This window comes from Ruegeria hyattellae (assembly GCF_041537925.1).
Taxonomy (GTDB): domain Bacteria; phylum Pseudomonadota; class Alphaproteobacteria; order Rhodobacterales; family Rhodobacteraceae; genus Ruegeria_C.
This window is the reverse complement of sequence record NZ_JBGOSH010000003.1, coordinates 422,368-434,054: the sequence shown is the minus strand read 5'-3', so window position 1 is coordinate 434,054 and position 11,687 is coordinate 422,368. Positions and strand designations below refer to the sequence as shown.

Annotated in this window: 14 protein-coding genes; 8 read left to right on the top strand and 6 right to left on the bottom strand. The window is 61.3% G+C overall.

Features of this window, described 5'->3' with window-relative positions; all coding sequences use genetic code 11:
• Nucleotides 1-2 precede the first annotated feature (2 nt).
• Genes pgsA through AB1E33_RS09585 form a run of 3 tightly spaced genes read left to right on the top strand, consistent with a single transcriptional unit; the run spans nucleotide 3 to nucleotide 1,367 of the window.
• Nucleotides 3-674 (top strand): CDP-diacylglycerol--glycerol-3-phosphate 3-phosphatidyltransferase, encoded by a 672-nt coding sequence (gene pgsA, locus AB1E33_RS09595; RefSeq protein WP_372577039.1) that lies wholly within the window; start codon nucleotides 3-5, stop codon nucleotides 672-674.
• The gene (gene moaD / locus AB1E33_RS09590; RefSeq protein ID WP_372577271.1) at nucleotides 674-919 is read left to right on the top strand and encodes a molybdopterin converting factor subunit 1; all 246 of its coding nucleotides are present in this window, start codon (nucleotides 674-676) and stop codon (nucleotides 917-919) included. The genes pgsA and moaD overlap by 1 nt, the downstream gene beginning before the upstream one ends.
• Nucleotides 920-923: 4 nt before the next feature.
• Nucleotides 924-1,367, top strand: coding sequence for a molybdenum cofactor biosynthesis protein MoaE (locus AB1E33_RS09585; RefSeq protein ID WP_372577038.1), 444 nt, complete (start codon nucleotides 924-926; stop codon nucleotides 1,365-1,367).
• Here AB1E33_RS09585 and AB1E33_RS09580 read toward each other — a convergent pair whose 3' ends face one another.
• The 3 genes from AB1E33_RS09580 to ubiA all read right to left on the bottom strand — a co-directional run bounded on the left by AB1E33_RS09580 (nucleotide 1,368) and on the right by ubiA (nucleotide 4,617).
• Nucleotides 1,368-1,688 (bottom strand): hypothetical protein, encoded by a 321-nt coding sequence (locus AB1E33_RS09580; protein ID WP_372577037.1) that lies wholly within the window; start codon nucleotides 1,686-1,688, stop codon nucleotides 1,368-1,370.
• Nucleotides 1,689-3,590 (bottom strand): OmpA family protein, encoded by a 1,902-nt coding sequence (locus AB1E33_RS09575; protein WP_372577036.1) that lies wholly within the window; start codon nucleotides 3,588-3,590, stop codon nucleotides 1,689-1,691.
• Between the two features lie 64 nt (nucleotides 3,591-3,654).
• Nucleotides 3,655-4,617: a 4-hydroxybenzoate octaprenyltransferase gene (gene ubiA / locus AB1E33_RS09570; RefSeq protein ID WP_372577035.1), complete on the bottom strand. Its 963-nt coding sequence runs from the start codon at nucleotides 4,615-4,617 to the stop codon at nucleotides 3,655-3,657.
• A gap of 12 nt (nucleotides 4,618-4,629) precedes the next feature.
• On the opposite strand from ubiA, the gene AB1E33_RS09565 reads away from it, so the two are divergent.
• The 5 genes from AB1E33_RS09565 (at nucleotide 4,630) to AB1E33_RS09545 (ending at nucleotide 9,396) form a co-directional block, all read left to right on the top strand.
• Nucleotides 4,630-5,349, top strand: coding sequence for a 16S rRNA (uracil(1498)-N(3))-methyltransferase (locus AB1E33_RS09565; protein ID WP_372577034.1), 720 nt, complete (start codon nucleotides 4,630-4,632; stop codon nucleotides 5,347-5,349).
• A complete protein-coding gene (locus tag AB1E33_RS09560; protein ID WP_372577033.1) occupies nucleotides 5,350-6,180 on the top strand; it encodes a GNAT family N-acetyltransferase in 831 nt (276 codons plus the stop codon).
• Between the two features lie 105 nt (nucleotides 6,181-6,285).
• Nucleotides 6,286-6,813 carry a hypothetical protein gene (locus AB1E33_RS09555; protein WP_372577032.1) on the top strand — a complete coding sequence of 176 codons (528 nt, stop codon included), beginning with the start codon at nucleotides 6,286-6,288 and terminating at the stop codon, nucleotides 6,811-6,813.
• 62 nt (nucleotides 6,814-6,875) lie between these two features.
• Nucleotides 6,876-8,246 carry a glutamate--cysteine ligase gene (locus AB1E33_RS09550; RefSeq protein WP_372577031.1) on the top strand — a complete coding sequence of 457 codons (1,371 nt, stop codon included), beginning with the start codon at nucleotides 6,876-6,878 and terminating at the stop codon, nucleotides 8,244-8,246.
• 49 nt (nucleotides 8,247-8,295) lie between these two features.
• Entirely contained in the window at nucleotides 8,296-9,396 is a 1,101-nt protein-coding gene (locus AB1E33_RS09545; RefSeq protein ID WP_372577030.1) for a class I SAM-dependent methyltransferase, read from the top strand.
• An 82-nt stretch (nucleotides 9,397-9,478) separates the two neighbouring features.
• On the opposite strand, the gene AB1E33_RS09540 is transcribed toward AB1E33_RS09545, so the two are convergent.
• From AB1E33_RS09540 to AB1E33_RS09530, 3 genes are all read right to left on the bottom strand, one after another.
• On the bottom strand, nucleotides 9,479-9,952 hold the full coding sequence (locus AB1E33_RS09540) for a YHS domain-containing (seleno)protein (RefSeq protein WP_372577029.1): 474 nt from the start codon (nucleotides 9,950-9,952) through the stop codon (nucleotides 9,479-9,481).
• 228 nt (nucleotides 9,953-10,180) lie between these two features.
• Entirely contained in the window at nucleotides 10,181-11,023 is an 843-nt protein-coding gene (locus AB1E33_RS09535; RefSeq protein WP_372577028.1) for a fatty acid desaturase, read from the bottom strand.
• A 122-nt stretch (nucleotides 11,024-11,145) separates the two neighbouring features.
• Nucleotides 11,146-11,670 (bottom strand): GbsR/MarR family transcriptional regulator, encoded by a 525-nt coding sequence (locus AB1E33_RS09530; protein WP_372577027.1) that lies wholly within the window; start codon nucleotides 11,668-11,670, stop codon nucleotides 11,146-11,148.
• Between the last annotated feature and the right edge of the window lie 17 nt (nucleotides 11,671-11,687).

The window sequence follows — 11,687 nt, the reverse complement described above, 5'->3', positions numbered from 1 at the left end:
TCATGAAATGGAACCTGCCGAACATATTGACCTTGCTACGACTTCTCGCGGCGCCAGGGCTTGCTGTCATGTTTTTGTATTTCACCCGGCCATATGCGGACTGGTTTGCGCTGATCCTGTTTGTTTCCGCGGCGGTGACGGACTGGTTTGACGGCTATCTGGCACGCGCCTGGAAGCAGGAAACCAAGATCGGCGCGATGCTGGATCCGATCGCCGACAAGGCGATGGTGGTGATCGCGCTGATGATCCTTGTGGGTTATTCGACCGAGCACTGGACGCCCTGGCTGGTCCTGCCCGCAACAGTCATTTTGTTCCGCGAAGTGTTCGTGTCGGGGCTGCGCGAATACCTGGGCGACACGGCGGGTACGCTCAAGGTGACGAAACTGGCCAAATGGAAGACCACGACGCAGATGATCGCCATCGCGGTTCTATTCAGTCAGGGGATCTTCGAGCATTATCTGGTGATGTCGTCCTTTGGCATGGATCAGCAGTTGATCGACGGGATCATGGCGGGCACGGTCGAGGATCTGAACGGGCTGCGCTGGAAGCTGGATGGTATGATCTGGTCCGGTCGCGTTGGCCTCTGGCTGCTTTGGATCGCGGCGGCGCTGACATTGATTACCGGTTGGGACTACCTTATTAAATCTATGCCGCATCTCAAGGAGACGCAATGATGGACGTGCTCTATTTCGCATGGGTCCGCGAGCGGATCGGCATCCCGAAGGAGAAGCTCGAGACCGAGGCCGCGACCGTGGCCGATCTGGTTGCCGAACTGATCGCTCGCGAAGACCGCTATGCTGCGGCATTTGCCGATCTTTCGGCGCTTCGGGTCGCGCTGGATCAGGAACTCAGCGATTTTAGCGCGCCACTGAACGGTGTGCGTGAAGTGGCCTTCTTTCCCCCTATGACTGGCGGATAATTCAATGCGCGTTTCGGTTCAGGAAGAACCTTTCGAACTGGGTGCCGAGGCCAACCGCTTTGCGGCGGGTGATACTGGCAGCGGTGCCATCGTCACTTTCACCGGCGTGGTGCGCGATCTGGCGCAGGGTAATCTGGACGTGATGGAAATCGAGCACTATCCGGGCATGACCGAAAAGGCCATCGAGGCCATCGCCGACGAGGCGCGCCAACGCTGGTCGCTGAGTGACGTGCTGGTGATCCACCGCCATGGCCGTCTTTTGCCGGGGGACCGGATCATGATGGTTGCCACAGCCGCGCGCCACCGCAAGGATGCGTTCGAGGCGGCGGAGTTTCTGATGGACTATCTGAAATCCCGCGCGCCCTTCTGGAAGAAGGAAATTACGGGCAAGGGCGCTGACTGGGTCGCCGCAAAGGACGAAGACGAGGCTGCGCTCGACCGTTGGTGATCAGTTGACGCTGTGGAGCCGCGCGCGCAATTCCTCGGCCTCCAGCCGGGCATCGCGCAGCCCGTCCATGGCCGCGCCCAATTCGGCCTCGGTCTGGGTCAACTGGTTGGTTAGTTCCGCCTCGCGCTGCTGCAGATAGGTGATCGCCTGATCGCGGGTTTCCTCGGCCTCGTGCAACTCCTGACTCATCCGGTCCAGATCGGCGACATCGCTTTGCCGAACACGGGTAAAGCGGTGTACCAGCCAATTGGCGAACCAGCCCATCGCAAAGGCGACAAATAGGATGATCGCTGTGGTGATGATGAATTCGGTTCTGTTCATTTAATCGTCCTGTCCGCTTTCGGCATCCGCTTCAGTCTCGGGCTCGGGCTGTTGTTCGACCGCTTCCAGCCCGGTCTGGGTCTCGGGGATCGGATCGGGGCGGATCAGGTGGAACTTGATGCGCCGGTTGGCTTCGCGGCCCGCTTCGGACTTGTTGTCGGCGATGGGGTCGTTCTCGCCGTAACCGACCGCTGTGAAACTTGAGGTCAGCACCCGGCGGGCACGCAGCTCGTTCAGGACCGATTGCGCGCGGGCCTGGCTGAGCTGCAGGTTCATCTCTTCGCGGCCCTGACTGTCGGTATAGCCCTGAATCTCCATCCGGATGCCACCGCATTGATCCAACACATCGGCGATGCGGTTCATTGTGTCCAGCGAGTCACCGGCGATGGTGGCCGAGCCGGGTTCAAAGGTGATCTTCGCCTCGCTCTGGATCTCTGCCACCCGGCCTTCGCAAACCTCGGGGTCGAGCGGCTTGTCGGCGGGTTCGGGCGGTTCCTCATAGGTGATCGACAGGTCGAACCCTTGCGCCTCGCCCAGTTTTTCGGCGAGTAGCCGCGCCGCCTGCGCGCTGGCATCCTCAAGGTAGCTGACCCCCTGCAGCGCTACGCTGTCCGGGGTGACGGTCAGCACACCGTTACGCAGCAGCGACAGCGTTTCCAGGCCGGCCAGAACCCGAACCGGCCATTGCGCGGGCAGGTCCGGCACGATCCGCGTGGCGGTATGCACCACGTCCGAGCCGAAGGCGGCTTTGGCATAGCTGTCCACCATGTGACGCATGTTCTCGTCCGCCAGACGTCCGCGCAGTTGCACCTGTCCTTCGGGACTGAGTGTCGCAGTGAACTCGACCGGACCCGAGGGGTCGTCCTCGACCGGTTGCGGCAGTACCGCGTGCAGGGCAAAGACCGCTGGAAGGTCAGCCTGAAGCTCGCCGATGACCCGGTCGAACTGCCCCTGATCGGTGCCTTCGGCAGCGATCAGCGTGATATCTGCGTCTGACATGGTGACGGATCCCCGGCCCAGCGCGGTCACCGCGTCGATGCTGAGTTCGGCAGCCGCGCCCCATTTTGGCGAAGGTACGCCCAGTCCGATGACACAGGCCTGTTCGATCGCCACGCCAGCGCGCCGTGCGGCGGCGGCGATCTGGTCGCGCGCGCCCGCGCCGTCGGCGGAACAGGCGTCAAACCGCGCGCCGTCCTCGTCGATCAGGAACCGCAATGTGAACGGGGTGATCACCGGGCGCGGAGCGGAGATTTCAAGCCGGATGCGCAGCCCGTTCGGGGCAACGCGGGTTAGCGTTTTCTCGATGTTGGTCTTGTTTTCGGCACTGTCAGCGATGGCGGTGACACTAACCAGGTCCGGACCCACCGAAATCTTGGAACGCGGTAGCACTGACAGCGCCGTCGCGGCATAATCGATCGCGTCGCTCCAGCCTTCGGGCTCAGCATAATCGGCGGTTTCCAGCAGGTCGGTCACGCCGCCGTGGTCGGGAATGCCGCGCAGCTGGTCGATCAGGCCTTCGCGATCCATCGTTGCCGGGACCAGCCCGATGATCGAGATGCCGCTGTCATTGCGCAGGATCTCGGCCGAGAAACGTGGAGCGCGCAGATTTGCCGTTGGGATGATCTCCATCTCATCGATGACGCGCGAGGCTTCGACCTCGTTCCCGACGACGGTCAGGGCGTTGAACCGGGTCGCTTCGTCGGAGGCGGTTCCGGTCAGCACCACACGCAGCCCGTCCGCCTGCACCTCGGCCCAGTCATGTCCACTCAGGTCAAGCGCTCGGCGCACCGAGATTTCCGAGGCGTCCTCAACCGCCTGAACCGCGAAACCGGCTGCGATCACGCAAAGCCCGGCGGCCAGCGCGAAGGTCAGGGCAGCGATGAACGTCTGGGAAATACGCATGGGCCGAGTCGGTTTGTCGTCCTTTGGGTCCGGATGTCTTACAAGGCTGTTGGCCGGGGTGCAATCAGACCAGCAGCGCAGCGCAGAAGAAGACTAGCGGGATCAGGCCGGTGTCGCGATTGACCCGGAACAATTGCAGCAGTTTTGCATTGTCCTCGATATCGAGCCCGCGCAATTGCCAGGCCATGTGCCAGCCCATCGCCCAAGGTCCAGCAAGCGCCAGCACCAGGGCCATCAAGGGTGCATCGGGCAAGGTGGCTTCGATCACCGCCAACCCCATCAGGGCGACGGTAGCGGCTAGAAAATACTTCAGCCATTGCGCCGTGTTCTGCCCGAATAGTCGTGCAGTCGATTTGATGCCGATCAGTTCATCGTCCTCGGTATCCTGATGGGCATAGATTGTGTCATAAAACAGCGTCCAGGCGATCCCGGCGGCATAGAGAAAGACCGCAGGCCAGCCCAGCGATCCGCTATGCGCAGTCCAGGCCAGCAGCGCGCCCCAGTTGAAGGCAAGGCCCAGAAACACCTGCGGCCACCAGGTAAAGCGTTTGGCGTAAGGATAGATCGCGACAGGCAGCAGGCTGAGAACGCCCATCGCAATGGCAGCGCGGTTGAAGCTGAGCAGGATGCACAGCGCCAGCAGGCATTGCAGGATCATCCATACATACGCGCCGGTCAGCGTGACCTGCCCCGACGGGATAGGGCGCGACCTTGTGCGCGCGACCTGGGCGTCAAACTCGCGGTCAGAGATGTCGTTCCATGTGCAGCCCGCACCGCGCATCAGCCACGCCCCGAGGGCGCATCCCGCCACAATCCAAAGATCGCCCATGCGCGGATCGTCACCCGCCAATATGGCAAGCGCAAGACCCCACCAGCAGGGGATCAACAGCAGCCAAGTGCCAATAGGCCTGTCCGCGCGGCTGAGCCGCAGATAGGGGCGGGCGAATCCGGGAGCATAGCTATCGACCCAATTGCCCGAAACCGAGTCCGAGACCTTGCCGTCTGGTGTTGGCGCATCGCCTTGCATATGTAGGCTCTCATGAGTGCAAAGATCAGGCTTTATGTAGAGCACCCGCTGGGGCAGGGGCAATCGGTTCCTTTGACGCGGGATCAGGCGCATTACCTGTTTGGGGTGATGCGGCTGGCAGAGGGTGCGTCTGTTGCCCTGTTCAATTCGCGCGACGGCGAATGGCTGGCCGAGGTGGCCAAGGCGGGCAAGCGCGGCGGGTCTCTGACCTGTAGCGAAAACACCAAGCCCCTGCAGATGCCGCCCGACATCTGGCTGCTCTTCGCGCCGATCAAAAAGGCGCGCACCGATTTCATCGTAGAAAAAGCCGCCGAAATGGGCGCGCGTCGGATCGTACCGGTCCAGACCGCCTTTACCAACTCCGACCGAATCCGGCAGGACCGGTTGCAGGCCCATGCGATCGAGGCGGCAGAACAATGTGGCGGGACTTTCGTGCCCGAAGTGAGCGAACTGCAAAAACTCGACCGCCTGCTAGCTGATTGGCCCGAGGATCGGCAGTTGATGTTCTGCGATGAGGCGCTGGTCGGAGCCGGGCAGGCGTTGCACGACGCAGGGTCGGGTCGCTGGGCGATCCTGATCGGCCCCGAAGGCGGGTTTTCCGACAGTGAACGCGCGCGGCTTTCACAGGCCGAGTTCGCCCATGCGGTCAGCCTCGGGCCACGCATCCTGCGGGCCGATACGGCGGCGGTTGCGGCGATGACGGTCTGGCAACAGGTGCTGGGGGACTGGTAGATGCGGCGCGCGACGCAAGATGACACCGCCGCGATCGACATGTTCTTCTCGGACCATATCGAGACGTCTATGTTTCCCCTTTCCAACCTGCGGACCCACGGTCTGGATGGGGCGCATCCGCGCGGGATCTCGGTCTGGATCGACCCGGATACCGGTGGGCTGCTCGCGATCACGCGCGAAGGCATGATCCTGCCGCAACTGCCCGGTTTCATGGATTGGGCGCGACTGAAGCCGTTGCTGACGGGCCGACAATTGATCGGGTGCACTGGCGAGACATCGCAGGTCCGTGCACTGTTACCGGCATTTGGCCTGCAGGATCGGCCCGTGAATAATAACAGCGATGAACCGCTGATGCGCCTGAGCCTCTGCGATTTGGCAGAGCCAGGCGGCGAGGGTCGGCTCGTCCCGCTTGCGGCCGTGCCGCGAGAAATAATCGAGGCCTGGCGCGCGGCGTATCACCGCGAGGTTTTGGGCACTCCGGCCGATCAGGCCGAGGTAGTGGCACGCCGCGATGTCGCTGCTTACATCGCAGCGGATACCCATCGCGCCCTTATGTTGAACGAGACACCTGTTGCAATGACCGGCTTCAATGCGATCTGCGGCGATGTGGTTCAGGTCGGCGGTGTCTTTACGCCCCCGGATCACAGGCAGCGAGGCTATGCGGGTCGGGCACTTCATTTGCATCTGGCCGAGGCCAACCGTTCTGGCAAGAAGTGCGCGATTCTGTTTGCGGCTTCCATGGCGGCGGTGGGAGTCTACAAACGCACAGGCTTTGAGATCATCGGATCTTATTCGATGTGCCTGTTCAGGGACTCCGAGCGGGTTAGTTGACCCCGCATCTCGTTTATCGAGGGCTTGAAGATTGCCCGGCACTACACACCTTAACCACATTGGCGCAGCCGCCCGCTCGCAAGTCACTGAAGAAAGGCCGGACCCATGAGTTTCATCCGCCCCGAGGCAAAGCTGACTCTCTGGAAATGGCGCGAAGTGCTGGTTGCGGCGGCCCTGCTTTTGGTCGGCCTCAGTTGGATCGTCGGGCCGGGGGGCTTGCTAGCATGGCTGGGCTGGCTTCTGCTTGCTGCAGGTGTTGCGTTGATTGTTATCGGTATCCAGCGCGTGCGGTTCCGATCGGGCACAGGCGGGCCGGGTGTGGTTTTGGTGGATGAAGGGCAGATCAGCTATTTCGGCCCTCTGACAGGCGGCGTTGTCGCAGCGGCGGATCTGGATCAACTGACGCTCGACCCGACGTCGAAACCCGCACATTGGGTGTTGCGGCAGCCGGGCCAGCCGTCGCTGCATATTCCCGTCAATGCCGAAGGAGCCGAGGCGCTGTTTGATGTCTTCGCGGCGCTGCCTGGCCTGCGGACCGAGTCCATGCTGGCCGAGCTTGGCGGTAGGTCCCCACACCCGGTTGTGATCTGGGAACGGCATTCAAGTCGCCCGGCGCAGATGCGGCTGCATTGACACCCGCCGCGTTTGTGACCACGACTGGCGTTTGAACGAAGCAGTCAGCATCGGAGCGAGCCATGTCCATTCCCCAATCCGGCGGCGGGCCGATCGAACGGCACGAACAACTGGCCGAATACCTTGCGGACGGGTGCAAGCCCAAGGACCAGTGGCGGATCGGGACCGAGCACGAGAAGTTCGGCTATTGCAAAGATACGCTGAAACCGCTGCCCTTTGAGGGCGAGCGCTCGATTCTGGCCGTGCTCGAGGGCTTGCGCGATGGCCATGGCTGGGCGCCGGTGGAAGAGGGCGGTAAGCTGATCGGACTGGAGAAGGACGGCGCCAATGTCAGCCTTGAACCGGGCGGGCAGCTGGAACTCTCCGGCGCCCCGCTGGAGACCATTCATGAGACTTGCGATGAGGTGAACGCGCATCTGAGCGATGTGAAGGACATCGCCGACAAGATCGGAGTGGGTTTCATCGGGCTTGGGGCTGCGCCGATCTGGACCCATGAGGACATGCCTCTGATGCCCAAGGGCCGCTACAAGCTGATGGACAGCTACATGCAGAAGGTCGGCACGATGGGCCGGGTGATGATGCGGCGCACCTCCACCGTGCAGGTCAATCTCGACTTCTCTTCCGAAGCGGACATGGTTCAAAAGCTGCGCGTGGCGATTGCGCTGCAACCGGTGGCGACCGCGTTGTTCGCCAATTCACCATTCCTCGAAGGCAAGCCCAATGGCCACAAAAGCTGGCGCAGCCGGGTCTGGCGCGATCTGGATGCGGACCGGACCGGCATGGTGCCCTTTGTCTTCGACGATGGATTCGGGTTCGAGGCTTGGGTGCAATACGCGCTCGATACGCCGATGTATTTTGTCTATCGCGATGGTGTCTATCACGACGCGCTGGGCCAGTCTTTCCGCGATTTCCTGAAGGGCGAACTGCCCGCGCTGCCCGGTGAAACGCCCACGCTCAGCGATTGGGCCGATCATCTGACCACGCTCTTCCCCGAGGCGCGGATCAAGAAATTCATGGAGATGCGCGGCGCGGATGGCGGGCCGTGGCGTCGGCTTTGTGCCTTGCCGGCGTTCTGGGTCGGCCTGATGTATGATCAATCCGCGCTTGATGCGGCCTGGAATTTGGTCAAGGGCTGGAGCGCTGAAACGCGCGACGCGCTGCGCGTCGAAGCCTCGGTACATGGATTGCAGGCGCGGGTCGGCGATATCGATATGCTTGCTCTGGCACGCGAAGTGGTGACGATCTCCGAGGCGGGTCTGAAGGCGCGCGCGCGTCCCGGCGTGGGTGGCATGGTGCCGGATGAAACCCATTTCCTGAACGCGCTCAAAGACAGTCTGGAAAGCGGCAAAGTGCCCGCCGACGAATTGCTGGATCATTACAATGGCGACTGGGGCGGTGATCTGACCCGGATTTACGGCGAGTACAGCTACTGACGCTCAGCCCATCAAGGTGTTGGCATCGAACCAGACTCGGAGACGTGTAATGGCCAGCGATCCGATTGAGACGCGCAAGTCGACCGAGGGCATGGTTGATTACAACCGGAATTCCTCTGCGCAGCAGCAGCATGCAATCATGCAGGCCGATCATATCCGGCGTCTGGTGGGCAAGCTTGGCCGGGTCGAGCCGGAGTTGCGGCTGGTTGATTATGGCTGCGGACCGGGCATGAGCGCGATCGAAACCGTACGCCCGGCCATTGAAACCTATCGCGCGCAATTCGCTGATGCGCCGATCGCAGTTTGCCATTCGGATCAGCCGGGGAACGACTGGAATGCGCTGTTTGGACTGGTCAACGGCCCCGATGGCTATCTTTCGGACAACGGCCCGCTGCGGGTCGAGGCGGCGGTGGGGTCGTTCTATGACCGACTGGTTGCCGAGAATTCCGTGTCCCTGGGAACCTGTTTCTTCGCCAGTCACTGGCTTAGCCATGCGGTTCGGCTGAACGCGCCCGGCACGGTCTTGTTCAACGATCTGCACGGCGCGGCGCGCGTGCAATTGGCAGAGATGGCGTACCGCGACTGGGTTTCCTTCCTGCGTCACCGAACGGCGGAACTGAAACCCGGCGGGTATCTTTTGGTCTCCGCGCTGGGGTCGGTTCCGGACGCGGCAGAAGCAAACGGAGCGGCGGCCGCCGGACGCGGTATTTATCGCGCCATGCAGGCCGTTGCACAGAGCATGGCCGATGACGGTATGCTGGACGCCGAGGTGCTGAACGGCTTTGTCTTTTCCCTGTGGTTCATGACCGCGACCGAGGCGTCCGAGGCGATTTCCGGTGATCCCATACTGGCAACTGCGTGTGAGGTTGAGCATCTTGCCGTGACGCCGGCGCCCGAAAACCCCGATGATCTGTTCAAGGACAAGGTCGATGATCCGGCGGAATATGCCCGGCTTTATGTGGGTTACACAAAGGCGTTTGCCGACTCGACCTTGCGTACCCAGCTTTTTGAACCATCTGCGCAGGCACCAGATGCCGCCAGTGAACTGGCTGATGAGTTCTACCGCAGGCTGGACGCGCTCTACCGAGCGCATACGACTACATATGCCTGCGAAATCTGGCACCTGACCGTGGCGTTGCGGCGGCGCTGAGCGGTATTCGCCGCAGCCGGATTGCCAAAAAAAAAGGCGGCAGGTTTCCCCGCCGCCGATTGCACTATTCGCTAAGACCGGATTACTGCTGCAACGAGGCAGGGTCCTTGTCGGCGATGTTTTCCCAGTTCGCGCTCGCCTTTTCGATGAAACCGGGAATGTCGCCTTCCCAGCGTTCCTGAATGTCAGGCGAAATGTTCAGATACAGCTTGTCGTCGACGATCTTCCAGACATTAGGGTCACCGTCGAACTTGAACCCCATCGCAGCACCGAATGCGCAATAGCCGCCATAGACCGGCAGATAGGCCTCGGGGTTGCGCTCGAACTCGGCCTTGCTCTCTTCCGAGGCAAAGCGGTAGGTGGCGTCGTTATAGGTCGAGGTGATTTTCCAGTTTCCCGGCGTTGCCTCACCTTCAGTGAAATAGGCCACGGGGTCATGTCCCTGCAGGGCGAGGCCGGTCGAGGACGCGTTCAACTCAACGCCCGCCGCCAGAGCGGATGTCGCCAGAGCAACCGAAAGTGCGACGCCGCCGAAGAGAGCTTTTACCTTGTTCATGATGATAACCTTTGTTGTGGGGTGCATCAGCCACATTCGAAAATGCTACGCGGATGATGCGTGTGTTGTTCCGTGCGGCCCTGAATTTGCCGTCACGCAACATCACCTGTTCATCCCAGTGGTCACGTTCAAAACAAGTAATGGTGATTGTGTGCTGGTGAACGGACCCTGTGCAATCACGCTCAGGGTCCGCCGTCTGGCTGGCCCGCTCACCCGCTTTGGATCGGTTCAGGGCTTGACCCTGAACCGGCGCGGTTCCAGCCATCCGATCACGGGTTTGCGGCGCGCGGCGTATCCTGCCACCGAGCGGTCCAACCGATCCGCCAACACGGGCAGGCGGCTGACCGGAACCTTAGGGAACAGATGATGTTCGCGGTGATAGAACATCAGATAGGCCAGCCGCGCCAACAGGCCCCGCTGACTGCGGGCCGCGACGCCGCTGTCATGGGTGCCCTGATGAGTGATCCAGACCGCAAAAAGCGCGGCGAGGCACTGGGCGACGCTCATCGCGGCCACATGCAGCAGCAGGACCTGAGAACCGGTCAACAAGGCGATGGTGATGACGGCAATCACGAGGCTCCAGTCAATCAGGATGCGTCTGCGCCCCCGCGCGTTCGAGCCCGTCCATGCGGCGCGATTGATATCAACCGGAAAGAGCGGGCCATAGATCAGCACCTGGGGCAGGGACATATGCCCGCATTTCCCTTCGCAGTCGCCGGGCCCCATCGCATGCTTGTGATGCAGCAGATGGCAATGGCTGAAGGCATGGTTCGACCCTAGCATTAGGGCGCTCAGCACATGCATCACCAGATTGTCCCCCATACGGGCCAGGCCGAGATTACCGTGGATTGCTTCGTGATTTAGGCGCAGGGCGCAGAGGAAGAACATGAAGCTTCCGATGCCGCCCAGCGGCCACAGGGATGTGCCATAGAGTGCCAAAGAAAACAGCAGCCACGGCAGCGGAAGCATCAATTCCTTCGCTTTGGTCCAACGGCTCATCGGTACCAGATCGGTCCAGGTGATGCCGCGCGGCGGACGCTCCGGGTGCCGGGATGGGTTCAGATCGGTCATGTTGACGCTCCCTTTGTGAATTGCTTGGGACGAACTGCCATGCGTCCAAGTATGCAATAATGACAGTTATTTCTGTTATGAGGGAAATATCGGTGCAAATTTTTTTAAACTGACATTTCCTTCTATTTCTTGGGCAACAGGCGGGCGACGCGACCGCCCAGCTTGACGACGGCAAGCTGTATGCCGCGCGGTAGCCTGCGAACGTCGACATACCAGTCATCAAACATCTGCATCGTATCCAGGGTCTCTCCGATACGCTGACGTATTTTGGCTGAGGTGCCGTCGGTCTCGGCCTCTTTCGCCACTTCACGCAGGGCTGCCAGGGTCGGTGCGAATTCCCGTTCGCGGCGACCTTCGACCACCGCCTTTGTCAGGTCGAACATGTCTCGGATCGAGTGAAAATGATCGCGGCGATCACCCAGTTGCCGGCTGGCCTTGACCAGCTTCCAGCTCTGCAACTCTTTCAATCCGTTGGAAACATTCGAGCGCGCAAGGCCCAGCGTGTCGCAGATGTCATCGGCTGTCAGCGGGTCGGGTGAGATATGCAACAAGGCATGGATCTGCGCCACCGAGCGGTTCACGCCCCATTTGGTGCCCATATCCCCCCAGTGAAGGATGAAATCCTGCATGGCTTGCGTCAACTGCATCGAGTATTCCTGTTATT

What these genes read in the sequence shown, in the direction of transcription:
- pgsA (WP_372577039.1), top strand. Translation starts at nt 3, where the DNA reads ATGAAATGGAACCTGCCGAACATATTGACCTTGCTACGACTTCTCGCG.
- moaD (WP_372577271.1), top strand. Translation starts at nt 674, where the DNA reads ATGGACGTGCTCTATTTCGCATGGGTCCGCGAGCGGATCGGCATCCCG.
- AB1E33_RS09585 (WP_372577038.1), top strand. Translation starts at nt 924, where the DNA reads ATGCGCGTTTCGGTTCAGGAAGAACCTTTCGAACTGGGTGCCGAGGCC.
- AB1E33_RS09580 (WP_372577037.1), bottom strand. Translation starts at nt 1,688, where the DNA reads ATGAACAGAACCGAATTCATCATCACCACAGCGATCATCCTATTTGTC.
- AB1E33_RS09575 (WP_372577036.1), bottom strand. Translation starts at nt 3,590, where the DNA reads ATGCGTATTTCCCAGACGTTCATCGCTGCCCTGACCTTCGCGCTGGCC.
- ubiA (WP_372577035.1), bottom strand. Translation starts at nt 4,617, where the DNA reads ATGCAAGGCGATGCGCCAACACCAGACGGCAAGGTCTCGGACTCGGTT.
- AB1E33_RS09565 (WP_372577034.1), top strand. Translation starts at nt 4,630, where the DNA reads ATGAGTGCAAAGATCAGGCTTTATGTAGAGCACCCGCTGGGGCAGGGG.
- AB1E33_RS09560 (WP_372577033.1), top strand. Translation starts at nt 5,350, where the DNA reads ATGCGGCGCGCGACGCAAGATGACACCGCCGCGATCGACATGTTCTTC.
- AB1E33_RS09555 (WP_372577032.1), top strand. Translation starts at nt 6,286, where the DNA reads ATGAGTTTCATCCGCCCCGAGGCAAAGCTGACTCTCTGGAAATGGCGC.
- AB1E33_RS09550 (WP_372577031.1), top strand. Translation starts at nt 6,876, where the DNA reads ATGTCCATTCCCCAATCCGGCGGCGGGCCGATCGAACGGCACGAACAA.
- AB1E33_RS09545 (WP_372577030.1), top strand. Translation starts at nt 8,296, where the DNA reads ATGGCCAGCGATCCGATTGAGACGCGCAAGTCGACCGAGGGCATGGTT.
- AB1E33_RS09540 (WP_372577029.1), bottom strand. Translation starts at nt 9,952, where the DNA reads ATGAACAAGGTAAAAGCTCTCTTCGGCGGCGTCGCACTTTCGGTTGCT.
- AB1E33_RS09535 (WP_372577028.1), bottom strand. Translation starts at nt 11,023, where the DNA reads ATGACCGATCTGAACCCATCCCGGCACCCGGAGCGTCCGCCGCGCGGC.
- AB1E33_RS09530 (WP_372577027.1), bottom strand. Translation starts at nt 11,670, where the DNA reads ATGCAGTTGACGCAAGCCATGCAGGATTTCATCCTTCACTGGGGGGAT.